Source organism: Mycolicibacterium fluoranthenivorans, assembly GCF_011758805.1.
In the GTDB taxonomy this organism is placed as follows: domain Bacteria; phylum Actinomycetota; class Actinomycetes; order Mycobacteriales; family Mycobacteriaceae; genus Mycobacterium; species Mycobacterium fluoranthenivorans.
Genome location: NZ_JAANOW010000001.1, coordinates 811,629 through 835,856, shown reverse-complemented (window position 1 = coordinate 835,856; position 24,228 = coordinate 811,629). Strand labels below are relative to the sequence as shown.

General features: G+C 68.8%; 22 protein-coding genes. 7 read left to right on the top strand and 15 right to left on the bottom strand.

Annotated elements, in window-relative coordinates; all coding sequences use genetic code 11:
• Positions 1-207 (bottom strand): hypothetical protein, encoded by a 207-nt coding sequence (locus FHU31_RS04090; protein WP_167156140.1) that lies wholly within the window; start codon positions 205-207, stop codon positions 1-3.
• Between the two features lie 12 nt (positions 208-219).
• Here FHU31_RS04090 and FHU31_RS04085 point away from each other — a divergent pair, with 12 nt between their 5' ends.
• Positions 220-702 carry a nuclear transport factor 2 family protein gene (locus FHU31_RS04085; protein WP_090358514.1) on the top strand — a complete coding sequence of 161 codons (483 nt, stop codon included), beginning with the start codon at positions 220-222 and terminating at the stop codon, positions 700-702.
• A gap of 27 nt (positions 703-729) precedes the next feature.
• Here FHU31_RS04085 and FHU31_RS04080 read toward each other — a convergent pair whose 3' ends face one another.
• Complete coding sequence (locus FHU31_RS04080) at positions 730-1,389, bottom strand: L,D-transpeptidase family protein (protein WP_167156137.1); 660 nt, start codon at positions 1,387-1,389, stop codon at positions 730-732.
• A gap of 94 nt (positions 1,390-1,483) precedes the next feature.
• On the opposite strand from FHU31_RS04080, the gene FHU31_RS04075 reads away from it, so the two are divergent.
• Positions 1,484-2,977, top strand: coding sequence for a bifunctional phosphatase PAP2/diacylglycerol kinase family protein (locus FHU31_RS04075; protein WP_167156136.1), 1,494 nt, complete (start codon positions 1,484-1,486; stop codon positions 2,975-2,977).
• On the opposite strand, the gene FHU31_RS04070 is transcribed toward FHU31_RS04075, so the two are convergent.
• Positions 2,919-3,590, bottom strand: coding sequence for a phosphatase PAP2 family protein (locus FHU31_RS04070; protein WP_167156134.1), 672 nt, complete (start codon positions 3,588-3,590; stop codon positions 2,919-2,921). The two genes, FHU31_RS04075 and FHU31_RS04070, sit on opposite strands and share 59 nt — an antisense overlap.
• Positions 3,591-3,690: 100 nt before the next feature.
• Here FHU31_RS04070 and FHU31_RS04065 point away from each other — a divergent pair, with 100 nt between their 5' ends.
• From FHU31_RS04065 to FHU31_RS04055, 3 genes are all read left to right on the top strand, one after another.
• Positions 3,691-5,346, top strand: coding sequence for a purine-cytosine permease family protein (locus FHU31_RS04065; RefSeq protein WP_167156132.1), 1,656 nt, complete (start codon positions 3,691-3,693; stop codon positions 5,344-5,346).
• 72 nt (positions 5,347-5,418) lie between these two features.
• On the top strand, positions 5,419-5,901 hold the full coding sequence (locus FHU31_RS04060) for a hypothetical protein (protein WP_167156130.1): 483 nt from the start codon (positions 5,419-5,421) through the stop codon (positions 5,899-5,901).
• Positions 5,898-6,617 carry an NUDIX hydrolase gene (locus tag FHU31_RS04055; protein ID WP_167156128.1) on the top strand — a complete coding sequence of 240 codons (720 nt, stop codon included), beginning with the start codon at positions 5,898-5,900 and terminating at the stop codon, positions 6,615-6,617. Before FHU31_RS04060 ends, FHU31_RS04055 begins: the two co-directional genes overlap by 4 nt.
• Before the next feature lie 119 nt (positions 6,618-6,736).
• Here the strand turns inward: FHU31_RS04055 and FHU31_RS04050 are convergent, their stop codons facing one another.
• Positions 6,737-7,507 (bottom strand): trans-aconitate 2-methyltransferase, encoded by a 771-nt coding sequence (locus tag FHU31_RS04050; RefSeq protein WP_167156125.1) that lies wholly within the window; start codon positions 7,505-7,507, stop codon positions 6,737-6,739.
• 44 nt (positions 7,508-7,551) lie between these two features.
• Here FHU31_RS04050 and FHU31_RS04045 point away from each other — a divergent pair, with 44 nt between their 5' ends.
• On the top strand, positions 7,552-8,427 hold the full coding sequence (locus FHU31_RS04045) for an amidohydrolase family protein (protein WP_167156123.1): 876 nt from the start codon (positions 7,552-7,554) through the stop codon (positions 8,425-8,427).
• A 25-nt stretch (positions 8,428-8,452) separates the two neighbouring features.
• A complete protein-coding gene (locus FHU31_RS04040; RefSeq protein WP_167156121.1) occupies positions 8,453-9,649 on the top strand; it encodes an alpha/beta hydrolase family protein in 1,197 nt (398 codons plus the stop codon).
• On the opposite strand, the gene eccE is transcribed toward FHU31_RS04040, so the two are convergent.
• Genes eccE through eccA form a run of 11 tightly spaced genes read right to left on the bottom strand, consistent with a single transcriptional unit; the run spans position 9,639 to position 24,166 of the window.
• The gene (eccE, locus tag FHU31_RS04035; protein WP_167156119.1) at positions 9,639-10,553 is read right to left on the bottom strand and encodes a type VII secretion protein EccE; all 915 of its coding nucleotides are present in this window, start codon (positions 10,551-10,553) and stop codon (positions 9,639-9,641) included. The genes FHU31_RS04040 and eccE overlap by 11 nt on opposite strands.
• Complete coding sequence (gene mycP, locus FHU31_RS04030; RefSeq protein WP_409371179.1) at positions 10,550-11,932, bottom strand: type VII secretion-associated serine protease mycosin; 1,383 nt, start codon at positions 11,930-11,932, stop codon at positions 10,550-10,552. Before mycP ends, eccE begins: the two co-directional genes overlap by 4 nt.
• Entirely contained in the window at positions 11,929-13,320 is a 1,392-nt protein-coding gene (gene eccD, locus FHU31_RS04025) for a type VII secretion integral membrane protein EccD (protein ID WP_167156117.1), read from the bottom strand. The genes mycP and eccD overlap by 4 nt, the downstream gene beginning before the upstream one ends.
• The gene (locus FHU31_RS04020) at positions 13,302-14,189 is read right to left on the bottom strand and encodes an ESX secretion-associated protein EspG (protein WP_167156115.1); all 888 of its coding nucleotides are present in this window, start codon (positions 14,187-14,189) and stop codon (positions 13,302-13,304) included. Before FHU31_RS04020 ends, eccD begins: the two co-directional genes overlap by 19 nt.
• The gene (locus FHU31_RS04015; protein ID WP_090358481.1) at positions 14,190-14,477 is read right to left on the bottom strand and encodes a WXG100 family type VII secretion target; all 288 of its coding nucleotides are present in this window, start codon (positions 14,475-14,477) and stop codon (positions 14,190-14,192) included.
• 26 nt (positions 14,478-14,503) lie between these two features.
• Positions 14,504-14,797: a type VII secretion protein EsxS gene (locus FHU31_RS04010; protein WP_167156113.1), complete on the bottom strand. Its 294-nt coding sequence runs from the start codon at positions 14,795-14,797 to the stop codon at positions 14,504-14,506.
• 53 nt (positions 14,798-14,850) lie between these two features.
• A complete protein-coding gene (locus tag FHU31_RS04005; protein ID WP_167156111.1) occupies positions 14,851-16,410 on the bottom strand; it encodes a PPE family protein in 1,560 nt (519 codons plus the stop codon).
• Between the two features lies 1 nt (position 16,411).
• Positions 16,412-16,720 (bottom strand): PE family protein, encoded by a 309-nt coding sequence (locus FHU31_RS04000; protein ID WP_090358466.1) that lies wholly within the window; start codon positions 16,718-16,720, stop codon positions 16,412-16,414.
• Positions 16,720-20,736, bottom strand: coding sequence for a type VII secretion protein EccCa (eccCa, locus tag FHU31_RS03995; RefSeq protein ID WP_167156110.1), 4,017 nt, complete (start codon positions 20,734-20,736; stop codon positions 16,720-16,722). Before eccCa ends, FHU31_RS04000 begins: the two co-directional genes overlap by 1 nt.
• Positions 20,736-22,301, bottom strand: a complete 1,566-nt coding sequence (gene eccB / locus FHU31_RS03990; RefSeq protein ID WP_167156108.1) for a type VII secretion protein EccB — start codon at positions 22,299-22,301, stop codon at positions 20,736-20,738. The genes eccCa and eccB overlap by 1 nt, the downstream gene beginning before the upstream one ends.
• Entirely contained in the window at positions 22,298-24,166 is a 1,869-nt protein-coding gene (gene eccA, locus FHU31_RS03985; protein ID WP_167156106.1) for a type VII secretion AAA-ATPase EccA, read from the bottom strand. The genes eccB and eccA overlap by 4 nt, the downstream gene beginning before the upstream one ends.
• Positions 24,167-24,228 lie beyond the last annotated feature (62 nt).

The following is a 24,228-nucleotide window of genomic DNA, read 5'->3' as shown; positions in this document are numbered from 1 at the left end:
CTACGTTCCGGCACTGAACTTTTGGATCAGTTGTGAACCAGCTTTGCCTGCTTCCCCCGCGGCAGCGGGCAGCGGGGAGAGTTTGCGCAATTCGGCCGGCCCGGTGCCGACCCGGGCCGGCACCGAATCGGGCAGCAGGCGCGCACACGGATATTTGACGACGGCGTCGACGAACTTCGTGGCCCGGACCGGCTTCCGACGGACCACAGGTGTGCTGCAATGTCGGGTATGGGTGACACCTTGGGTGAATTCGAAGCGATCAAACAGGTCAAATACCGGTACCTGCGGGCACTGGACACCAAGCACTGGGAGGACTTCGCCGATACCCTCGCCGAGGATGTCAAGGGCGACTACGGGCCATCCCTGGGCAACGAACTGCATTTCACCGACCGCGATGCGCTGGTGAACTTCATGCGCACGTCGCTGGGACCGGAGATCATCACCGAGCACCGGGTGGACCACCCCGAGATCACCCTCGACGGACCCGACGAAGCCTCGGCGACCTGGTACCTGCAGGACCGCGTCATCGCTCCCGACTTCAACTTCATGCTCATCGGTGCGGCGTTCTACCACGACCGATACCGCCGCACACCGGACGGCTGGAAGATCAGCGCGACGTCCTATGACCGCACCTACGACGCCACGATGTCGCTGGAGGGCCTGAAGTTCTCCCTGAAACCCGGTCGTGCGCTGAACATCTGACGGGATATCTGACGGGTTCGCCCGTGCCTATTTCGCGACGGCGATCAGCGCGCCCGGCTGCAGCCACTGCATGATCTTCACCAGGGTGGCGTCGTCGATCGCGACGCAGCCCGCCGTCGCACCCCCGTCGGTGGAGTGCAGGAAGAACGCCCCACCGTTACCGGGCACCCTGGCCTTGTTCACGCCCATCACCACGGCGTGGGCGTACTGCGGAATCTTGAGGTTCTCGGTACCGCTGCTCGGGTCGGTGTCGAACGGACACTGCGCCTTCTTGCACACCTGCATGGTGTTGTAGGTCGGGCTCTTCATATCGCCGTCCCACCAGTGATCCGAACCGACCTGGACGTACTGCAGCCCACCGCCCGGGTTGGGCTGCGTGCCGAAGGCGAAGTCGAGGGTGAATATGCCCATCGGGGTTTTCATTTCGCCGTCGTGGGTCTGCGGTGCCATTCCGTTGGCCCCGATATGCGCCGGGATTCCCACGCCGATCGGCTCCCAGCCCGCCGTCGTGCGCTGCCAGACATCCATTTTCGCCGACGAACCGCCCACGCCGACAACCGAGATGACCTGAGTCGCGGCGCCGACAGAATCGGCGAACCACGGGGTGTCCACCGCGCGGGCCACCGGCGGCACCGACCCCGCACCGCACAGGAGCATCGCCGCACACAGCATCAGCAGTCGGCGCATCCGTCCATCGTCTGCAGCCGGCACCGCGCGGGTCAAGTCAAGGTTTGGACACGGGCGGCATCTGGCCAGGGAGCGCGCTGCGTAGGTTGGAGAAATGATCGGACGGCGGGCTCGCGGACTCCAGCAGATCGGCCAGGGTTTGGGCACCCTGGACCGCGAGATCTTCGAGGCGATCGCCGAATCCCCCAGCCCGTTGCTGGACTCCGTCATGCCCAGGCTGACCTCCGCGGCCGACCATTCCAAACTCTGGATCGGCATCGGCGCCGCGCTGACCGCGGTCGGTACCCCCTCGATGCGGCGCGGGGCCACTCGCGGTCTGATGACATTGGCCGTGACCAGCCTGGTCACCAATCAGGGCGCCAAACGGCTGTGGAAACGGCCGCGGCCGGATCGCACCCCGGTCCCGCTGATCCGCCGGTCCCTGCGCAACCCGACATCGAACTCGCTGCCGTCGGGACATTCGGCCAGCGCAGCCGCGTTCGCCGTGGGTGTCGGTCTGGAAAGCCCCCCGCTGGGTTTCGGGCTGGCCCTGCTCGCCGGGCTCGTCGGGTTGTCCCGGGTGGCGACCGGCGCGCACTACCCCGGTGATGTCTTCGCCGGATTCGGTATCGGCGCGGCCGTGGCGGTGCTCGGTGCCCGTATCGTCCCGCCGATCGTCGAGGCCCCGCCGACGGCCTCGGAACTGCTGCGCCTGGACACCCCGCCGCGCCCCGCCGGCGAAGGCGTCGTGCTGGTCATCAACCCGGCCTCGGGCAGCGGCACCGGCGCCCGGGTCGTCGACGAGGTGAAGGCGCAGCTGCCCCGGGCCGAGATCGTCGAGGTCGGCGAAGGTGACGACATCGCCGACGCGCTACGGGCGGCCGCCGCCCGGGCCGAGGTGCTGGCCGTCGGTGGTGGTGACGGCACCGTGTCGTGCGCGGCCGGCATCGCCGTCGACGCCGGATTACCGCTCGCCGTGTTCCCGGGCGGGACCTTCAACCACTTCGCCAAGGACATCGGCTGTGACACCGTGGCCGCGACGGTGTCCGCGATCCGCAACGGGCACGCCGCGCACGTGGACGTCATTCGCTTCAACGAGGCCGATACCGTGATCAACACCGCCAGCATCGGCGCCTACCCGGCGTTCGTGCGGGTCCGGGAGAAGCTCGAACACCGGATCGGCAAGCCGCTGGCCGGGGCGTACGCGTTGTGGCGCACGCTGCGCAGCGATCAGGCCGTGCGCATCGCGTTCGACAACACGACCCTGCAGACCTCGTTGTTCTTCCTCGGCAATTCGGTGTACGCGCCGTCGGGTTTCGCCCCGTCCCGGCGCAGCCGGATGGACGACGGCCTGATCGATATCCGCATCCTGGAGACCGGACGCCGGTTCGCCCGGGTACGCGTCCTGACCTCCCTCATGCTGGGACGTCTGGTGCGCAGCCCGCTGTACCACGAGCTGCGGGTGCCCGAGTTCAGTTTTGTGGCGGTCGACGGACCGACACCGGTGGCCCATGACGGAGAGGTGGAGAACTCCTGCGAGGAGGCCACGTTCAAGGTGCTGTACCGAGCGCTGCCGGTGTTTCGGCCCCTGGGTCGACAGGCCTGGTGACGGTCCTTCGTCTCAGCACGGGCAAACACCCGAGCACCCACAGATAGCCCAGCGCCCAGCCGGCCAGCACGTCGGAGGGGTTGTGCACGTTGAGCACCACCCGCCCCACCCCGATCCCGATGACGATCACCGCGCCCGCGACGATCACCGGCGTCCGCCGGCGGTGCCCCAACAGCTCCCAGGCCACCACCGTCAGTGCCAGCACGGCGGCCATATCCCCGAGCGCATGCCCGGATGGGAAGGACCAGGACGGCTCATAGGCAAGATCGAAGGACGGGCGGGGCCGGCGCACCGCGTTCTTCAACACGGTGACCAGCAGACCGGATAACTCCACCGACAGCGTCAGGAAAAGCGCCACCCGAAACCGGCGCCGAAGTAGGGCTACGACGATGCAGATTCCGCCCACGACCCGCAACACTCCGGGATGGAACACGTCGCAGAAGATCGTCCAACCCCGCACCCAGCCCCGGTGGTCCAGACCGTAACGGTGCAGCGGATCCAGGATCGCCGCGTCGATAGTTGCCAGCCACTCGGCATGAGTCAGCACCGCGACGAGAACAACGATGAACACGACGGCACTCACGGCCGCCAGCACCGCCGCCCACCTCGTCATGCGTGTCACCAAATCAGTCCTACCACCCACAGCTGGGCGCAGTCTGAGGGCAACGCCACGGTGATACGGGCGAAACATGGCCCCCATAAGTTTGCTGACCATGACACAAGAGCTCACGGACGAGCCGGCCGGCACTTCCGTCGACCCCGACGACCGGCTCACCGCCACCAAGGAAACCCTCGAGGACTACACGCTGCGCTTCGCCCCGCGCAGCTATCGGAAGTGGTCCACCCGGGTGGTCGGCATCTCGGCCCTCGGCGGTATCGCCTACCTGGCCGACTTCGCCATCGGCGCCAATATCGGCATCTCCTACGGCACCACGAACGCGCTGTGGGGCATCTTCATCTTCGCCGTCGTGGTGATGCTGACCGGATTCCCGGTGGCCTACTACTCGGCGCGCTACAACATCGACCTCGACCTGGTCACCCGCGGCAGCGGCTTCGGTTACTACGGGTCGGTCGTCACCAATGTCATCTTCGCGACGTTCACCTTCATCTTCTTCGCCCTCGAGGGCTCGATCATGGCCCAGGGCCTCAAACTCGGGTTGGGCATCCCCCTGTGGCTGGGCTACGCGGCCTCCACGCTCATCATCTTCCCGCTGGTCATCTACGGCATGAAAGTGCTGTCCACACTGCAGGTGTGGACCACCCCACTGTGGTTGATCCTGATGGTGGCGCCGTTCGGCTACCTGGTGATCAGCCACCCGGAATCGGTCGGCCAGTTCTTCGCCTACCAGGGTGAGAACGGGGTCAAGGGCTTCGACATCGGCTCCACGCTGCTGGCCGCGGGCGTCTGTCTGTCACTCATCGCGCAGATCGCCGAGCAGAACGACTACCTGCGGTTCATGCCGCCCAAGACCCCGGAGAACAAGCGCAGCTGGTGGACGTGGATGTTCCTGGCCGGCCCCGGCTGGGTGATCTTCGGCGCCATCAAGCAGATCGTCGGTCTGTTCCTGGCCGTCTACCTGATCGCCAACGTCGCCGGCAGCGCCGGTATCGCCAACCAGCCGGTGCATCAGTTCCTGGAGATCTACCAGAACTTCCTGCCCGGTTGGCTGGCCATGACCCTGGCCGTCGTGCTCGTGGTGATCAGCCAGATCAAGATCAACGTGACCAACGCGTACTCCGGTTCGCTGGCGTGGACGAACTCGTTCACCCGGGTCACCAAGACCTACCCGGGCCGATTGGTGTTCCTCGGTGTCAACCTGCTGATCGCGCTGATCCTGATGGAAGCCAACATGTTCGACTTCCTCAACACGATCCTGGGCTTCTACGCCAACTGCGGTATGGCCTGGGTCGTGGTGGTGGCCAGTGACATCGTGTTCAACAAGTACCTGCTCAAGTTGTCACCGAAGGTGCCCGAGTTCCGGCGCGGCATGCTCTACGCGTTCAACCCGGTCGGTTTCGGCTCGATGCTGATCGCGGCGGGCCTGTCGGTCATCGCGTTCTTCGGCGGACTGGGTGAGGCCATCCGGCCCTACTCGCCGCTGGTGGCGATCGGCCTGGCCCTGGTGCTCCCGCCCCTCTTCGCCATCGCCACCAAGGGCAAGTACTACCTGCGCCGCACCAGCGACGACATCGACCTGCCGATGTTCGACGAGCACGGCAACCCGGCTGACGATCACCTCAAATGCCATGTCTGCCATCATGATTACGAGCGGCCGGATATGCTCACATCGGCGACCGGCAACGGCTTCATCTGCTCGCTGTGCCTGAGCACCGACAAGACCGCAGAGCACGTCCTGCCCGCCCAGTAAACCGCGCGATTTGTGCACGTTTACCGGCGTCGAGCACCGGTAAACGTGCACAAGTCGTCGTAGTGTGGGCCCATGGCCGTCGTTCTTCGAAAGCTGTTCGGCATCGGCAAGCTGCCCGACGATCTGCGCGCGGCGGTGACGGCCGAAGGGATCATCCATCTGGCCGAATACGTCGCGGTGACCCGGCACTTCTCGGGTAAGGTTCCGGGCCTTCGGTCCGCGGGCAGCGTCAGCAGCTACTCCGGATCGCTGGTGTTCACCTCGCAGCGCGTGCTGGCCACTCTGTCCTCGGTACCCAAGCTGGCCGGCCGGGTCATCGATCAACGCTGGGATGCACCACAATCCGGTGCGGTGACCGCCGACATCTCGGAGACCGGACTGCGCATCAACGTCGACGTGGGCCGGGTCGATCCACGCTGCAGCGGACACCTGTCGCTGCACTACAAGGACACGCTGTCGCAGGAGGTGCTGGACCGGTTGCCGCGGCGGACGCTGTCCTACGACGTCCCGCCGGAGTTCGTCTTCCGTGCCGTCGGCGTGCCGTACCACCCGTGACGATCCCCTATGACGCGACGCTGCGAGAGCGCATCCAGCGGAATCTGACCGGGCACCAGCGGCGCAGTGTCACCGATCCGGCCAAGCGGCAGGCCGCGGTCGCGGTCGTGCTGGTCGACTCCGAACTCGGCGAGGACCGTGTCGACCCGGCACCCGTCGACGACTGGATCGCGGGCCGGCCGATGCCCGAGGCCGGTCTGGACGGGCGCATGGTCGACGTGTCCGGCGGCGCCGCCTTCGTGTTGTGCCGGCGCGCCTCCCGGCTCAATTCCCATGCGGCGCAGTGGGCACTGCCGGGCGGGCGGCTGGACCCCGGCGAGACGGCGGTGGACGCCGCACTGCGCGAGACGCATGAGGAGGTCGGCGTCGACCTACCCGGTTCATCGGTGCTCGGCCTGCTCGACGACTACCCCACCCGGTCCGGGTACGTCATCACCCCGGTGGTGCTGTGGGGCGGTGGCCGGCTCGAGTTACGGCCGGCACCCGAGGAAGTGGTCGCCGCCTACCGGGTGGGCCTGCACCAATTGCTGCGCGACGATTCACCGCGGTACATCAGCATCCCGGAAAGCCCCCGGCCGGTGGTGCAGATTCCGCTGGGCAACGACCTCATCCACGCACCGACGGGCGCGGTGTTGCTCCAAGTCCGCTGGTTGTGCCTGCAGGGCAGCTCCGAACGTGTCGACGAGCTCGAGCAACCGGTGTTCGCCTGGAAATGAGACCTACACCGCGCGTCCGCTGCCGGATCTGAGGCACGACACCGACAGCCTGCCCCTGGATCGTCTGCTTCGCCGAAGTGGGCGCGAACTGCACCTGGTCGGGCAGGTCATCGAGCCGCTCAACCGGGAGTGATCTGGGCGACCACGAAGATCCGCCGGAACGGGAAGAACGTGACGCCGTCCGCGCGGACCGGGTAGGCGCCGGCCAGCACCGGGATGATCTCGTTGCGGTACCGCTGCCACGACTCACCGGACAGCCGTGCCTTGACCTGGGTCAGCGCGGTCCCGGTGATCCAGTCCAACACCGGTGTCTCACCGCGTAATTCGTGAACGTAGGTGGTCTCCCAGACGTCCACCGTGCAGCCCGCGTCGCGGAGCAGGCCGGCGTACTCGACCGGCGTGCCGACGACATCGGCCTCCCGCCACGGCATATCCCGCAGCTCCTCGACGAACGGCTGCCGCCGGGCGACCTCGCGGACCGCCTCATGTGAGGGGGCGTCGAAGTTGCCGGGCACCTGGAACGCGAGCCACGATCCCGGTGCCAGCTGACGCACCCACCGCAGCACGATATCGCGGTGTCCCGGCACCCACTGCAGCGCGGCGTTGGACACCACCACGTCGGTATCCGGTTGCGGGGTCCAGTCCTCGATCCCACCGACCTTGGCGTCCAGGCCGCGCTCGCGCGCCTTCGCCACCATCTCCGGCGATGAGTCCCACGCTTCGATCTGCGCGTCCGGCCAGCGCTGGTTCAGGGTCGCGGTGAGATTTCCGGGTCCGCAGCCGAGGTCGGCCACCCGCCTCGGGCTCTCCGCCGCCACCCGCGACAGCAGATCGAAGAACGGGCGGCCGCGGTGATCGGCGAAAGCCAGGTACACGTCGGGATTCCACACATCCCCGATTGTGCCCCTCGATCCCGTGAGTATGTTCTCAGGCGATGGACGAACCGACTTCGGTGCATCAGATCTGGAAGGCCCTCGGGCTGCCCGGCATCTTCGACGTACACACACACTTCATGCCCAAGAACGTCATGGACAAGGTCTGGCAGTACTTCGACGCCGCCGGACCGCTGGTGGGGCGGCCCTGGCCCATCACCTATCGCACCGACGAGCAAGCCCGCCTGCAGACGCTGCGCTCGTTCGGGGTCCTGGCGTTCACCTCGCTGGTGTATCCGCACAAGCCCGCGATGGCGGCGTGGCTGAACCAGTGGGCGGCACAGTTCGCGGCCGACACGCCGGACTGCCTGTCCACGGCGACGTTCTTCCCGGAACCCGGCGCGGCCGACTATGTCGGTGCGGCCCTCGCCGGCGGTGCCCGCGTGTTCAAGGCCCATGTGCAGGTGGGCGGCTATGACCCGACGGATCCGCTGCTCGACGGCGTGTGGGGTGCGCTCGCCGAGACCGGCACCCCGATCGTCATCCACTGCGGGTCCGGGCCACAGCCCGGCGCGCACACCGGTCCCGGCCCGGTCCGTGCCCTACTGCAGCGACACCCGGGGCTGCAGCTCATCGTGGCGCACATGGGCATGGCCGAGTACACCGAATTCCTGGACCTCGCCGAACGTTTCGGGGTGTATCTGGACACCACCATGGCGTTCACCGCCTTCTCGGAGGAGACCATGCCCTTCCCCGCCCGCGAGTACCCGCGACTGCGCGGATGCGGCGACCGGATCCTCTGGGGCAGCGACTTCCCGAACATCCCGTACGGCTACGCCGAGGCGATGACGGCACTGACCCGGCTACCCGGTATCGACGACGACTGGTTGCGCGGGGTCTTCCACGACAATGCCGCCCGCATCTTCGGTCTCCACTGATCCCGCTGCCGCTAGCATCGGGATCGTGACCGAACCATTCCAGGCTCCCCCGGTCCCCCCGATTCCTGTCCCCGATGTCGCCGGCGCCGACGCGACCGCCCGCGGCCTGCCCCGCCGGGTCGACCTGACCTGGCAGCAGCGACTCGTCGTCGACGCCTCCGCGATCGCCGATCTCGGGTTGCGCACCACGATCGCCTCGATCGTCGGCGCGGCCATGCTGCCCCGGCTCGCGGGGGCAGCATGGCACCCGTCGCGTGTAGCCACCGAGGAGCACGCACTGGACTTCTACCTCGATCTGGCCGCGAAACACGATCCGGAACTGTCGTTCCCGGCACCGACCGCGGCGGCGCGGGTGTCCTCGCGCCCGGCCAACCCCGTCGCCACCTGGATGGCGCACGGCGAGGTGCGCAACCTGCGGTTCCAGAGCAGTTTCGAGGCGATCAATCCCGCGCTCCGGGATCAGCGCCGGGGTTACACCCGAAACAACGTGGTGCACGCCCAGCACTGGGTGCACAAGGACGGACCGCACCCGACGCTGTGCGTGATCCACGGTTTCATGGGGTCGCCCTATCTGCTCAACGGGCTGTTCTTCGCACTGCCCTGGTTCTACCGCTCCGGATACGACGTGCTGCTCTACACGTTGCCGTTCCACGGACCCCGTGCCGAAAAGGGCTCGCCCTACAGCGGATACGGGTACTTCGCCGACGGTATGGCCGGATTCGCCGAGGCGATGGCCCAGGCCGTGCACGACTTCCGTTCGGTACTGGACTATCTGGAGCACACCGGGGTCGATCGCATTGCGCTGACCGGCATGTCGCTCGGTGGATACACCTCCGCACTCATCGCCAGTGTCGACGACCGCATCCAGGCGGTCATCCCGAACGTCCCGGTGGTCACCCCGGAAGCGGCGTTCGACGACTGGTTCCCGGCCAACAAGCTGGTGTCGCTGGGCAACCGGATCACCCGCGTCGACAAGGCCAAGTCCGACGCCGCCACCATGTTCCATTCACCACTGAACTACCAACCGCTGATACCCCGGGACCGCCGTCTGATCATCGCCGGACTGGGGGACAGGCTCGCGCCGCCGCAGCAGGCCGAAATCCTGTGGAAGCACTGGGATCGCTGCGCGTTCCACTGGTTCCCGGGTAACCACATCCTGCACGTCAGCCAACCGGACTACCTGCGCCGGATGACGCGTTTCCTGCACCCGTTCATGTTCTGACCTGGGCCTGCAGCGCACCCGCCGGCCAGCTCAGTCTGCCGGCCAGATCCGGGCCGGCCGGGCCATGACCGTCGAGCCGCTGTGCGGCATGGAGATTCAGCGCATCCAGAGCCGGGCGCTGCCGCCCGCCCAGCCGGACCAGCCCCGGCACCGGCGCCGAACCGCCCGGCGCCTCCGCGGTGCGCAGGGCAACGAGCGCCGCGGCGGTATCGGGGCCGAACTCGACGGCGGTCCAGGTCTCCAGCGTGGGATGGGCCCATACCGACGCCAGCACCTCCGGTAGATTCTGCACCGGAATCGCGTACGCAGAGACGAACCCGGCGCCGTCGGACAGTGCCCGCCAGGATTCCCTCGCCTCCCCCGGCACCGGATCCGGCTGGCCGCCTTCGACGGCGGTCACCGTCCAGCCGCTCTCCCGCAGGTGATCGGCCAGGCGGCGGGATACGATCTCGGCGGTGTCATACAGGGGGATTCGCGCCGAACGGGCCTGCAGCGCGGCCAGATTGTCCTGGGCGGCCAGGGTCAGCCCCACCCAGGTCTGCCGCCGGCCGTCGACATCACGGCTGGTGATCCGCACCTTGTCGCAGCGCAGACCGTAGCGATCGGCATAGCCGGCGATCAGCGGCACCGGCAGTTCCTCGACGTCGGAGGCCTCGATCCGCAGCAGAATGGAGGCGCGGTCGACGGGCGCGGCAGCCGGTTGCGGTGTGCGGATCCGACGACCGATGATCGCCCACCGCCGGCCCAGCAGCGTGGTGACGAATTCACCACGCCACCAAGCGAACACGATGACCACCACGGCGACCGCTGCACCGAGCACCCAGCGTGAGGTGACGGTCTGCCACGGGTAGGCCAGCGCGGCCGGAACGATGAAGAGCAGCGCCAGGGTGAGTCGGGCCGTCATGCGGCTGTGTCCTTCCGTCGATGGGCGGTGATCGCGGCCACCACCAGCACAAGCAGCGCGAGCGCGCCGGTGCCGAGGAACGCAACGGTCCGTGGCGTGAGGTCCTTCTGTGCGGGGGCCGGCGGTCCCGCAACGGTTTTCGCCGTGGGTGCCGCACCTCCCGGGCCGGGGACATCCCAGGTCAGTGCCGCCACGGGGTCGATACTGCCCGCGCCCACCAGGTTCGACGGGGATCGGTCGGCGCCGTGGGCGGTCACGGTCAGTCGGCGTATCACCTGTTCAGCGGTCAGCTCGGGGAATCGGGCGCGCACCAGCGCCGCCGCCCCGGACACATAGGCCGCGGCGTAACTCGTGCCGCGCAGCGGCGCCAATTCACCTTTGGCATTGGGCATTCCGTTGGCCAGTCCGCCGTCGGGACCGTTGCTCACCGAGGTGATGTCCTGTCCGGGTGCGGCGATACCGACCCACGGCCCGGCCATGCTGAACGGTGCCGGCGCGCCGGCGCCGGTCAGCGCGCCCACCGACAGCACGTAGGGCTGCCACCAGGACGGGACGGACACCGACGTGACGGCGCCCCAGTTACGCGGGTCGCCTGGTCGGGCGGGGTCCGTCAAGGGGTTTGTCGTACAGGATGTTCCGGTACCGGTGGTGGAGCTGCTGTTACCGGCGGCCGCGACGATGACGGCGTCCTTCTGCACTGCCGCGTAACGCAGGGCCGCGCCGAGAGCGGACTGGTCGACCGTGCTGTCGGCGGGCACACAGGTCACCGCGGAAATGTTGATCACCCGAGCGCCCAGGTCGGCCGCCCGCACCACCGCGCGGGCCAGGGTGGCGATGTCGATGGTGGCCCGGGTGATCGCGGGATCGTCACCCTGTTGCGCCGGTGAGTAGTGCGCGGAGGTCTGGCGGATCGACAACAGGGTGGCGCCGGGCGCGACACCGGAGAATCCGTCGGGACCGGGCTGGCCCGCGATCAACCCGGCGATCACGGTGCCATGACCGTCGCAGTCGGTCAGGCCGCCGGTCGATTCGACGAAGTCGCCGCCCGCTTCGACATTGGGCAGCCGGGGCCCGGGGTGCACGCCGGTGTCGATGACGGCCACCGTCTGCCCGTCACCGCGGCTGTACTTCCAGGCATCGGACAGGTTGAGTGCCAACTGGTTCGGGTTCACCGCGGCGGGATCGCCACCGGGCAGCACACCGGTGGTCACGCAGGGACTGCGCAGGGCCATCGCCTGCACCGGACCCGCGGCACCCGACGGTGGCGCGATCTGATCATCGACCGCCGGCGGGGTGATGGCGCCCGCGGAGGGACTGACCAGCAGCGCCACCGCCCCGATGACGCCGAGTACCGCCGAACCGACACGCAATCCGGTCACCTATTCAGGACCCATGCGAACAGGCCCAGCAGGTAGGCGGCCAGCGGGATCACCGAAGCGTCCACCGCGGCGGCGACGAAGCCGAGCAGGCGCCGGGCCGGCAGCGAGTAGGTATCCGGTGCGGCGATCCGCGGATTGAGCGCCACCAGCACCCAGGCGGCCACCAGGACGGTGAGCACGCCGAGGGCCCACCACGCCGCGGTATAGCGGCCGGTGACCAGCAGGACGACGAGCAGCACGGCGGCCACCAGGAACGAATGGCTCAGCAGCCAGGTCTTGCAGGCGGCCGAATCCCACACTCGGGCACGCAACGCCGTGCCCGCCGCCGCGACGACCACCAGTACCCACGCCCACGGCGACACCGCGGGGCCACCGACCAGGATCACCGATCCGGCCACCGATAGCAGCACCCCGGCCGCCAGGAAGCCGGTCTGATGTGCGTTGGTGACGCGGACCCGGCGCGGCAGATCCTCCAGCACCCGCAACGGCTGAGCCGACGGGGTCGGGTCGCCCGGCGCCGGGATGACGGGGACCGGCAGCCGGGCCCACAATGCCGCCAGTTGCGCGGCCTGCACGGTGACCAGCAGCGCCAACACGATCAAGCCGCAGCCGATCCTGGTATCGGTCAGCTCCCACACGCTGCCCAGCGCGGCGAACAGCAGCACGCCGAAGCCGGTGACCGCGGCCGCGGTGAAGGTCGCGATGGCACGTTCGAACACGACGATGCCGATGATCGACCAGGCGGTCACACCAGCCGCCGCGAGCAGTACCTGCGCGGCGCCGAACTCGCCGGGAACCGCCAGCGCGAACGCGGCGGCCACCGGAACGAGCGCCGTCACCGCCAGTGCGGTACCGAATCCGCGGAACCGGGCCCGGGCCACCAGGGCTGCCAGGACCGTCGCGACGGCGACACCGGCAAGGGTGAACAGCCCGCCGGCATGCCCGGTGCTGACGCGGAAGGTCGCGGCCAGCGCCGTGGCCAGCAGCAGCAGCGCGATCACCGCGGCACCGGCAGCACGCTGAATCTGGGCGGCACCCCAGGCTCGTTCGCGTGCTGCGGAGAAGATGACGGCCGCGTCGGCGATATCCTCGATGATGCGTGGGGCTGCGGGGCCGGCCGGAATCCGCTGCAGGGCCAGCAGGTCGCCGTCGACCACCCCGACGGTGTCCAGGGTCGCATCCAGACTGAACGGCGCTCCGCCGATCGGCGCGAGGCTCAGCCGGGCGGGCGTGCCTTCGCGATCGTCGTCGGCGGGTAGCACGGTGCGCTGTACGGCCGGGATGATCTCGCGCAGCGGCAGCTCGGCCGGCAAAGCCAGTTCGGTGAGCCGGCCGGAGTCAGCCAGCACGGCCACCCGCACGATCGGCATCACAGTGTTGTCGGGCATCGGTTTTCCGTTCTCTGGTCGAAATCTCGGTGGAGCAAGGTGGCGGGAATCTGGTCGCTGCCGGCGGGCGCAGAAAACCATGAGCCCCCCGGCAGGGAAGTGGTCAGCCGGTCCACCGCGGCGGCGATGGCCGAAGTGTGCCCGGGCGTGAAGGTCGACACCCACTCCCCGTCGAACGCCTGCGTGGGGTGGACCAGCAGGCGGCCTGCGGTGCAGTCGACGACGGCGACCCCCACCTCGGTGCTCACCCGGTACCCGTCGCGGTGTTCGCCTGCGACGATCTCGGCATAGGTGCGCGGTCCGGTGAAGACCGCCTCCACCACCGCACGCGACGAAGGCGGAATGGCCAGGTGCGCAACGACTTCGGTGAGTTCGGCGCCGCCGCGCAGCCTCTCGTCGGCTCGCACCCCGGCCCGCATGGGGACGGTGAACTCGTCGAAGTCGGCCGCACGCCGCGCCGGGAGCCCCACCGTCAGTACCGGCACCAGGTCGTGCGGATGCGCGATGTCCATCTCGGTGAACGTCACCAGCCCTGCGCTGCGCAGCGCGACGACGGTTCGCTCGCCTTGGCAGCCCACCACGCCGCGCAGCATGTTGCCCTCAGCGCTGACCACCCTGATCTCAAGCCACTGCCGGGCCCGGCAGCATACTCGGATCCACTGGGCGACAGCGGGGTTGACAGCGCCATCGCCGGACAGCACACCCAGCTCGGTGAGTTCGGCGACACGATCGGCCGCGAACCCGTCCGCCGCCGCCGAATCGCTGTAGGGCGCCGTGATGGCCAGCACCCAGGGGAACGAGCCGGAGCCGGTCCGTTCGGCGAGGTACCAGGCTTGCTCGACGGTCAGCTCGACCGCGTTAGCAGCCATCTATCCCCACTTGGCACCCTCAGCCTGGTCGCGGGCGTTCATCGCGACGGTGTTGGTCTCGTGGGTGCTGGCCATCGCCTGGTAGGCCCGGACCAGCTCGCTCATGCTGGTGTTCCACTGTGCCTGCCACGCCTGGTACGTCATACCGGTGTCGCCCTGCCAGGCGCCGCTCAGCGCCGCCTGCTCGGCGGCGATGTCGGCGCCCACCGCGTTCAGAGCGCCTGCGTAGCCGGCCATCTCGCCGGCGAGCCCCAGCATGGCCGGGTAGTTGTACATGATCTGCGACATGTTGTTCTCCTGGTCGGCTGGTGGGATCAGATAGAGGTGTACGTGGTGGCGGCGGACGCGTCCTGCGCGACGTAGGTACCGGCGGCGTCACCCAGGTTGGCCTGGGCCACATCCAGCAGTGCGTTGACCCGTGCGGCCACCTCGATGAAGCGCGCGTGCGCGGCCTGGAACGCGGCCGAGGACTCGCCCATGTGGAAGGCCTGTGAGGCCTGGGCGGCCTGCTCGGCCTGCGCGATGGTGCTGCGCATCAGCGCGGCCTTGGCGCCGAACGCCGACTCAGAGGCGACGATCTGCGGGATGTGTGCGTCGAGCATGCTCATGGATTTTCCTCTCGGATGTGCTGATCAGATGGAGTCACGGTCTCCGGTGGTGTTCAGTTGCGCTGTCCCCCTTCTGGTTCTGCGGACCAGTTGCCCGGCAGCATCGGATTGACCGGTCCCCCGCCGAACTGGTCGCCGCTCATCTCGGTGAGCCCGGCGGCCGTGGTTCTCTCCACATCACCGTCCGTCTCACCGTCCAGCGTGCCGGTGAAGCCCATCGGCCCGGCCCCGCGGCCGGAGGCACGTACCGCCGGGTCGGATCGGTGTGGGGCGGGTGGGCGCTGTTCGCCTTCGCCGTAGTCCAGGTATTCGTCGGCGTACGCGAAGTCCTTTATCTCGGCTTCCTTCTTGCGGCGGCGCTTGCGCCGTTCCGCTGCCGAGAGCGCCGCCGCAGAGCCCACCGCGGCCGCCGAACCCGAAGCCGGCGCCTTGGCGGCGGACTGGTCGCGGAGCACCGGCGTGAACCATTCGCCCGGGTCACCGCCGCGCACCGCGTAGGCGACGGTGGTCGCCGCGGCCGGTGCCGGCGCTGATGCGCTCGCCGGGGCCGTTCCGGCCGGCGCCCCCGCAGGGGATCCCGTGGGCGTGCTGATGGTCGGGGCCACGCCGGCCACCGGCCAGACGTTGGGTTGGTCGGACCGTTGCGGAGCCGGTGCCGGTGTCGTGTCGACCGGGACATCGGGCTGCGGGAGCAGGGCGAGCAGTCCGAGCATGGCCAGGCCGACGCCGGCCAGCACGGGCAGCAGGAACGGCGCGATCGCCACCCCGATCCAGGTTCCCCACCCCACCGGCTGGAGGATCGCCTGGTAGAGCAGCGCGGCCAGCAGCGGCCCCCACTGCACCAGCGCCCCGGCCGGGTTGGTGAGGAAGTCGAGGATGATCTGCCGGGTGGTCCCTAACGGGTTCTGCAGGAAATCCCAGATCAGATCTCCGCCCGGCAGCGATTTGATGTACTGCTCGAGGTAGCTGACGATCGAGTTCGAACTATCCAGCGCCGTACCGGAATTCACGGCCTGCGCCTGTGCCGCCGATTGGGTGGCCGTCGCGGTGGCCGCACCCGCCTCGCCGATGCCCGGGGCGAGCAGCATCGGTGCCGGCTGCAGTGTCGGCGTGGCCGCCACGGTCGCCGCCGACACCGCCTGATATCCGCTCATCACCGTGGCCGCCTGGATCCACATCCGGACGTAGTCGGCTTCGTTCACCGCGAGGGGAATGGTGTTGAGACCGAAGAAGTTCGTGGCCAGCAGCACGCCGTGCACCACGTGGTTGGCGGCCAGTTCGGCGAGCGTGGGCATGGTGGCCAGCGCGGTGCTGTAGGCGGCCGCCGCAGTCTCGTGCTGCGCCGCCGCGACCGCACTGTCGGCGGCGGCCTGAGCCAGCCACATCAGGTACGGCTGGTGCGCGACGATGTACTGCTCGGCACTGGGCCCCTGCCACGAACCAGCGCCGACGGAGCCCAGCGTGGCACTGAGTTCACCTGCCGCGGATGCATATTCGGCACTGAGAGCCTGCCAGGCCCCCGCGGCGGCGAGCAACGGCCCCGGTCCCGGGCCACTGCTGAGCAGCGCCGAATGGACCTCGGGTGGCAGGGCCATCCAGATGGGGGCGGTCATATCACCCGCGCGCGATCAGGTACGACGAGGCGGCCGCGGCGTCCCCGGCGGCGTAACTCGCCCCCGATTCGGCGACACCGGCACCGGCCCGGCCGAGTTCGGCCACGGCCAGCGCCGCGACCGCACTGTGTTCGGCGCCTGCGGCACTGAACCCTGCGGCGGTCTGCAGCGACACCGGGTCGGCGGCCGGCGGCAGCACGGCGTTGGTCATCGGCGCCGCAGCGGCGTGAGCGGCGGCCAGCCGCGCGGACAGCGCCTCGACCGCGGCGCCCGCGGCGGTCAGTCCTTCGGGAACGACACGCAGGGTCATCAGCTGTATTCCTTTCCGTTCGAAGCGATCCCCGAAACATGTTCGGGGACGAAGGGGTTCACCAGTTGGACATAGGTGGCGACCTCACTGTCACCGAGCAGCATGGCGCGGCCCGGCGGCAGGCGGTGGAAACGGTGACCACGCAGCTTGCCGCCGTCGGCGGGGCTGCCCGAGAGCATCACGGTCGTCGCCTGCAGGTCGTTGAGCCGGCGCAGCAGCGGGGCGGTCATCACCGCGTGCGCCGAGCCGCTGGCCCGCGCGGTGACGATCACGCGCAGTCCCAGATCCCCGGCTTGGGACAACAAGCCGAGCAGCGGGGTCCACGGCCGCTGTCCGACATAGGGTCCGCTGACCGCCGGGCCGTCCGGGATCTGATCGACATCGTCGATGATCAGGTAGTGGGTGTGTCCCTGGTAACGCCAGTTGCGCAGCTCCTGCGGCGGCAACCCGGCCGGAGGTCGCCGCTTGTCGATCAGCGCCGCCAACCCGAGCATCGCCGGGGTGATCCGGTCGATGTTGGGGGTGTACTCGTTATCGGCGAACAGGGGTTCGTCCACCAGTTGCAGACGGCGGTCGATGACGGTGAACGCGACACCATTCCCCGTCGCTCCGCTCGCCCCGGCCCCGTCGGGCGTCGAGTTGTCCCGGATCGTGCGGATCAGATGCCGCAGCAGGGTGGTCTTGCCCGAGCGGGTGTCGCCGAACACCATCATCAGCGGATGCGCGGCGAAATCGATCGCGACCGGTGCCAGGTCCTCTTCGCGCTGACCGATGACCACCTGCTCCGGGCCGACGTACAACGGGCCCAACGCAGTCGGCGGAAGCTGACTGGGCAGCAACCGCACCTCGGGCGCACGCAGCTGCGGGTAGCGGGCATTGATCGCGGGAATGAGGCGCAGATCCGGCTCGGCAAACAGGAAGTGCTCGCCGGCCATGGTGAGCCCGCGGCCCGGCTGGTCGGCCGGTACCCCGTCGGCGGGCCGACGGAGCGCCCCGACCGCCCGCACGTTGCTGTCGTGGGAGTCGCTGAGCTTGAGCTCCAGGCGCAGGCCGAGACCGTCGCGCATGGCCAGCGGGACCTCAAGCCAGTTCGGCGTGGTGATCACCACGTGGATCCCGTAGGCCAGGCCGGCGTTGACCATTTCGGTGACCCTGGCCAACAACGGGTTACGGGTGTTGAACGTGTCGATATTGTCCCGGCTGAACGCGTAGAGGTTGTCGATGACCAGAAAAACCTCACCGTAACCGTCTTCGTAGGTGCCGGGCCGGTTGACCGCGCCGCGCTGTTGTCGTTGCCGCAGCAGTGCTTCCAGCTCGGCGAAGGTGCGCCGGATCCGCTCGGGCTGCAACGGTGTGGCGACCGCACCGACGTGGGCCAGATCGGCCATCGGTGCAAGCTGCCCGCCGCCGTAGTCCAGCACGTAGAAGCTGACCTCACGCGGGGTGTGCAAGGCGGCGGCGGACAGCATGAAGGTCGCCAGTGCGCTCGACTTGCCGGACTTGGGGCCACCGTGGATCAGCATGTTGCCGGCCGCCGAGCCGGCCGCGAACACCAGTGTGTCCCGGCGCATCTCGAACGGCTTGTCGATCTCACCGAGCGGCCACTGGAATCGCTGTTCGGCGAAGCCACTTCCCGCGGCTGCCCCGGTACGGCCCAGCAGTTCGGCCAGCGGAATCGGCTCGTCCAGCGGGGGCAGCCACAGCTGCGGCGCCTTCGGCCCGTAGGCCGCCAGCTGGTCACCGATCGTGGCGATCAGCTTGCGCGGGACCGGCACCTCCTCGGGCTCGCTGGACATGATGACGGTGTCGGGTGCCGGCTCGACCCGTGCCGCGGTGAACAGCTGGGGTGCCGGGGTGGCCGCCACGACGATCGAACGTGCGGTACGCGGCGGATCGTAGATCCCGTCGACGTAGGTGCTGCGGAACTTGATGGGCGTCGCCCCGGGCGCGGGCACCAGGAAGCCCTCGCCCTTGTGCTCGCGGCCCGACTCGATGTGGAACGCGTCCTCGGTGCCGATGATCTGTCGGCTGATCGACGGGCTGGCCACCTTCAGGCCGATGCGATACGAGGTGTTCTTGTCGATGTCCTTGATCCGGCCCACATCCAGCGTCTGCGACGCGAACAGGAGGTGGATCCGAAACGATCGACCCTTGCGGGCCACATAGTCGAACAGGTCGGCGTACTCGGGGTGTTCGGCCAGCATCAGGGTGAACTCGTCGGCCACCACGAACAGCGTCGGGATGGGGGCCAGATCAACGGAGCCCGGCACGCCCGATTTCTGGGCGGCTTCGTACTCGGTCACCGAGTTGAACGCACTGCCCTGGACCCGGCGGCCCGCTTCTTTGAGCAGCTGTTCCCGACGGGCCACCTCGCCGCGCAACGTGTCGGCGAACCGGTCGGCCAGCGAACGCTTCTCGGCCATATTGGAGATGACGGCCACCACCTGCGGGAAGTGCCGGAAGATATCGGCACCCGCCTCACCCTTGAAGTCGGCATAGATGACGATGAGGCGGTCGGCGGGATGAGTGGTCAACAGCGACAACAGGATCGACATCAGGGTCTGCGACTTGCCCGACCCGGTCATACCGATCATCAGGCCGTGGGGACCCATACCGCCCTCGGCCTCGTCCTTGAGATCGAAGACCAGCGGATCACCGGTGGCGGTGACCCCGATGGGCACCCGCAGCTCGTCATCGCGGTCACGCGGCGCCCACAGGCTCGCGATATCGAGCGCGGAGGCGTCCTGGATGCCGAACAGCGTGGTGAATGTTGACGCGCCGGAGCCGGCGGAGCGCGCCTGGTCCGGGTTGGAGTCCCAGCGCGCCAACCGGCGAGCGAGGTGCGTGGCGGCCGCGGCGGAGAGCGCATCGGCGGTGTCGACGAACGGCTGCCAGCCCGCACTGCCCCACCGCAGGATCTTGCCGTCCACCACCTTCAGGATGGGACGGTCCGGATCCGGATACTGTTCACGGTGCGGCTCGGTATCACCGCGGTGCACCAGCGTCACACCGGCCGCGCCGGCGCGGCTGAGCACATCGTCGGGATCGATCTCGGGATCGTCGAGCACGATCAGCAGGTGCTTGCCCGACGGCAGCGCGTCGCCGGTGAAGGCGTCGCGGTCGGCGAGCACGGGCGCGAGCAGGTCACGCAGTTCGGGTGCGCTGGCCGAAAGGTAGCGTGCCGGTCCGACGCCGTCGGTCGCGCCGGCGATATCGCTGTGCGGCAACCACTTCAACCACGACCAGTCCGGCGCCTCCAGATCGGGGGTGGCCAGCGCGACGCCGAGCACCGCGGGGTCGTGCCAGGTGACCGCCTGAGCGACCCACGCCCGCAACGCGTCCCGGACCTCGCCGGGATCCCCGAGCACGGTGATGCGGGAAACCGTGGCCAGGTCGATTCCGGCGGGCACCGCCCGGACGGTGCGGTGCACATCGAGCAGACCCCGCAGCGTGGTGTGCGACACCGGTTCCAGATCGACCTCGTCGACGGCATCCTTGACGCGCAGCGCGACCGACAGCGGCGCGTCGTGCAGTCCGGCCCGCAGCACCAGGAAGTCCGGATCGTGGGGGTCGCGTTCCCACTGTCTGCGGGTGCCCGGAACGGCTGCCAGCAGTTCGGGATCGGGATGCGACCACTCCAGCGCCGCCCGCTGGGACTGCGCCTGGGCGCGCACGTTGTCCCGCACCACCGACAGGTAACGCAGATAGTCGGCGCGCTCGGCGTCGACCTCCTCGGTGCGCAGCTTGTTGTCCGAGCCCCGGTACATCGCGGTGGCGGCAAGCAGCAGCACGAACGGGAAGAACAGGGTCGTCGGTGAGATCAACCGCATCCCGGTGGCGACCAGCGCGACGATCATGCCCACGATGAGGATGACGATCAAATACGGCAGCACGCGGCGCAGCAGCGACGGCGGCACCAGCCGTGGCAACGTGGGCGGCGCCTCGATGGTGATCGCGCCTTTGCGTACCTCCGGGGCGGGGACGCGCCGCCGGGCCTCGAAGATCAAGCGGCTCATCAGTTGTCTCCCTCGCGGGCGGTGTTCACCGCGGCAGGTTTCGGGTCGGCGGGCAGCGCATCGTGGGCGATCAGGGCGTCCGCGCGCGACAGCGTCGGTCCGGCGGCGAACTGGGTGAGCACCGACCACGGGATCGCCACGGGTGGCGGGGTCAGGCTCAGCGCGGCAACAGCTTTGGCGTCACCGGTGGTGTCGATCCCGTAGCGCACCCCGGTATCACCGATCCAGAAGGATGAACCGGCTTGCGGCGCGCCGGCGTCCGAACCCACCGACTGGACGAAGTACCCCTTACCCGGGGGCAGGGCAACCCGGTTGGCGGTGGATCCGTTCCCACCACCGACCAGGTCCACCGTGCGCAGTCCGCTCGGCAGCGGCAGGGCGGCGCCGGCCAGCAGCGTCAGTGAGCTCTCGGTGGCATCGGCCGGCTTGGACCAGGACGCGCATGTCACCGGATCGGCGGCGGTGTCGACCAGGGTGACCTCATCAGAAGGATAGGCGGTCGTGTCGATACCGGTGGCCACCGGCAGCCGCGACACCTCATCGGCGCCCAGTCGCGGGGGCTGTTGCAGGCCGTAGGAGTTGGTGTTGCGCAGCATCGCTGCCAGCACCGGCGAAATCTGTTGCAGGCCATCGGCTTGCACCGCGTAGTAGCGGATGTCGTTGTTCGCCTGGTATGCCGCGAGCACGGCACCGATCGGTGCCTGCACCGGCAGCGGGAAACGGGGCGGGGTTCCGGCGCCGGGCAGCGCCGGCGCCACCAGGGGTGCCGATTCCGGGATGGCGTTGAACAGACCGGGTGCGATCACCCGGGGTGCGGGGATGTCGGTACCCAGACCGAGTGCATCGGTGACGGCCCGGCTGCTCAGGTCAATCGGGCTGCGCCTGCCGTTCCACAGCAGCCACGTGCCGGCATGGACACCGCCGACGTTCTGCACCAGCACGACGTGGTCGGAGGGCAACGCCGTGGCGCGCTCACCCGTCTGGTCGGGTGCGCCGGCCAGCACGGTGACTCCCGGTGCGGGGCCGGCGATTGCGTCACACACGGTCCATTCCCCGTGCCGGGACGTGTTCTGCACCATACGTTCCGGCGCTCCCGGGATGCCGATGAGGTTGCCGCGGGCGAAGCGGTCGATCTCGGCGCTCTTGACCGGGGTCGGGTTATCGGGCTGACCGGCGATCAACCGGGCCGAGGTGAGGTTCAGCGCGGGGTGCACCACGTCGCCGATGCGTACGTACAGCGCGGAGGTGTCGCGGTCGGCGAGGATGGTGGAGCTGCCGGCGTCTCCGCCGGGACGGATCAGCGAGAACACGAAACAGCCGGCCAGGCCGGTGACCACCACGAGCGCACCGACGAGTACCGCGCGGCTCTGACTACGCAGCGGATCCACCAGCATCCTGGTGTCGTGCAGCGCGACGCCGGAGGCGATCCGGCGCATCATGAACCGCCAACCCGACACCTGATGCCGGGTGACGAATCCACGCCGGTGGGCGACCCGGTCGGGGTTCTCGTTCACCGGTGTGCGCGAGGCGAATTCGCGGCGACCGTCATCGTTCTTGTCGGTCATTGTTCGGGCACCGTCAGTCCCAGGCCACGCAGCAGCGGGCCGGCCGAGCGGTTGACGTCGTCGGCGGTGATCGTCATCAGCTCTTCGTCGGTGAAGTCGTCGGAATCGGCGGCCGGGCCGCCCGTTCGCGGCATATGGTCCAATCGGTATTCGCGTTCCTCTTCGGAACGCTCGACAAGGTTTCGCACGAAACGGCCGTTACCGGCGATATCCAGGCTGCGGCGCGCCACACCCTCGGCATCCGGGGTGCTGCTCGCTGCCAGTCGGGCGAAGAGCGCCTCCATCTCGTCATGGGCGGCGGACTCGAAGACACTGTCGCGCTTCTCGGCCATCCGGACGGCCATCTCGACCAGTTCCGGTGCGCTGTAGGACGGGAAGTCGATGCTGCGCGTGAAACGCGAGCGCAGACCCTCGTTGGTGTCCAGGAACCGGTCCAGATCGGCGCGGTAGCCGGCGACGATCACGACCAGCCGGTCGCGGTCGTTCTCCATGCGCGCCAGCAGCGTGTCGATGGCCACCAAGCCGAAGTCGTTCTTGGCGCCGGTGGACACCAGCGCATAGGCCTCGTCCAGGAACAACACCCCGTCCAGGGCGCTGTCGATGATCGCGTTGGTCTTGGCCTCGGTCTCCCCGATGTGTTGACCGATGAGGTCGGCGCGGTGCACTTCGCGCACCGTCTCCTTCTTCAAAAGACCTAGGCCGCAATAGATCTTGGCGACCACGCGGGCGATCGTGGTCTTGCCGGTACCGGGCGGACCGGCGAACACCAGATGATTGGTGCGCTGTGCAACGGCCAGTCCGCGTTCCTGACGCCGGATCGACATGGCCACCGAGCTCTTCAGCCTGGCCACCTGGTATTTGACCTCGTCGAGGCCGATGAACTCGGCCAGCTCGGCTTCGGCCTCGGTGAGCAGGTGCGCCTTGCGTTCCTTGGCACCCGGATCGACGAAATCGCCTTCCCCGGGTTCGGTGTCCGGGTCCCACGGATCGGTGCGGGCGTCGATGCGCGCCGCGGTGGTGGTCGCCAGGCCGAACGACGAATCCAGCAGCGCCTCTTCGGTTCCCGCATGCTCGGGGTTGGCGGCGTACAGCGCGGCCAGCACATCGGCAGCTTCGTCCGCTTCACCTTGGGCCCGTAGCGACAGGCCTTTGACCAGCCCGCCGTCGACGGCAGCCACCGCGACGGGGCCGTCGGGGTTCTCCAGGTGCGAGATGGCCGGCGCGAACATGCCCAGGTTGGCCAGCGCGATGCCCAGGGTCACGCGGGCGGCGTGCGCGTAGTGGTCCTCGAGGTTCGGGGCGTTGACCACCGGGGTGAGCAGCCGCACCACATCGGACCAGCGCCGGGCCCGGTGAAAGATCGCCACCCGGACCCACCGCGCCTGCAGCCAGTGTGGCCGGCGTTCGGCCAGCGCCGCGGCCAGTTGGTCGGCGGCGGCGAACTCGCCCCGGTCGGCAAGGGAGGCCGCGTAGGCCAGCTCGATATCGTCGCGGTCGGCAGCCCGGAACTGGAGATACAGCCCGGTGTCGTAGACGAAACCGAGTGCGCCGGGCTCCAGGGCGATATCGCGCTGAAGGACACCCAGGGTGGCCGCGGTCCGCCAGATGGTCTCGATGACGCGCGGAGCGTCCGGTCCGGTACCCGCTCCGGCAGCGGCCAGACCGACCCAGCCGTCGCACTGGTCCCGGGCGATCCGAGTCAGCTCGGCGAAGCCCGATCGCGCGGCCGCGAGGTCGGCCGGACGCTGCCTGTCGTTGACCGACAACCCCAGCGCGCGACAACAGGTTGCGAACCTGCTTGCGACGTCGCCGTCGACGCGCGCTCTTGCTGCGCTCGGCGTGAGCGTGCCACTGACCGTATCCATATGCCTTCGCGCAGGGGCGCAAAGCCGCCTGCCGTCTCCTTAAGTTTGCCTATGCTAACTCG

Excerpts from the sequence above, each read along its gene's own strand:
- FHU31_RS04085 (WP_090358514.1), top strand. The coding sequence starts at position 220 with ATGTCGGGTATGGGTGACACCTTGGGTGAATTCGAAGCGATCAAACAG.
- FHU31_RS04080 (WP_167156137.1), bottom strand. The coding sequence starts at position 1,389 with ATGCGCCGACTGCTGATGCTGTGTGCGGCGATGCTCCTGTGCGGTGCG.
- FHU31_RS04075 (WP_167156136.1), top strand. The coding sequence starts at position 1,484 with ATGATCGGACGGCGGGCTCGCGGACTCCAGCAGATCGGCCAGGGTTTG.
- FHU31_RS04070 (WP_167156134.1), bottom strand. The coding sequence starts at position 3,590 with ATGACGAGGTGGGCGGCGGTGCTGGCGGCCGTGAGTGCCGTCGTGTTC.
- FHU31_RS04065 (WP_167156132.1), top strand. The coding sequence starts at position 3,691 with ATGACACAAGAGCTCACGGACGAGCCGGCCGGCACTTCCGTCGACCCC.
- FHU31_RS04060 (WP_167156130.1), top strand. The coding sequence starts at position 5,419 with ATGGCCGTCGTTCTTCGAAAGCTGTTCGGCATCGGCAAGCTGCCCGAC.
- FHU31_RS04045 (WP_167156123.1), top strand. The coding sequence starts at position 7,552 with ATGGACGAACCGACTTCGGTGCATCAGATCTGGAAGGCCCTCGGGCTG.
- eccE (WP_167156119.1), bottom strand. The coding sequence starts at position 10,553 with ATGACGGCCCGACTCACCCTGGCGCTGCTCTTCATCGTTCCGGCCGCG.
- eccD (WP_167156117.1), bottom strand. The coding sequence starts at position 13,320 with ATGCCCGACAACACTGTGATGCCGATCGTGCGGGTGGCCGTGCTGGCT.
- FHU31_RS04020 (WP_167156115.1), bottom strand. The coding sequence starts at position 14,189 with ATGGCTGCTAACGCGGTCGAGCTGACCGTCGAGCAAGCCTGGTACCTC.
- FHU31_RS04015 (WP_090358481.1), bottom strand. The coding sequence starts at position 14,477 with ATGTCGCAGATCATGTACAACTACCCGGCCATGCTGGGGCTCGCCGGC.
- FHU31_RS04010 (WP_167156113.1), bottom strand. The coding sequence starts at position 14,797 with ATGAGCATGCTCGACGCACACATCCCGCAGATCGTCGCCTCTGAGTCG.
- FHU31_RS04005 (WP_167156111.1), bottom strand. The coding sequence starts at position 16,410 with ATGACCGCCCCCATCTGGATGGCCCTGCCACCCGAGGTCCATTCGGCG.
- FHU31_RS04000 (WP_090358466.1), bottom strand. The coding sequence starts at position 16,720 with ATGACCCTGCGTGTCGTTCCCGAAGGACTGACCGCCGCGGGCGCCGCG.
- eccCa (WP_167156110.1), bottom strand. The coding sequence starts at position 20,736 with ATGAGCCGCTTGATCTTCGAGGCCCGGCGGCGCGTCCCCGCCCCGGAG.
- eccB (WP_167156108.1), bottom strand. The coding sequence starts at position 22,301 with ATGACCGACAAGAACGATGACGGTCGCCGCGAATTCGCCTCGCGCACA.
- eccA (WP_167156106.1), bottom strand. The coding sequence starts at position 24,166 with ATGGATACGGTCAGTGGCACGCTCACGCCGAGCGCAGCAAGAGCGCGC.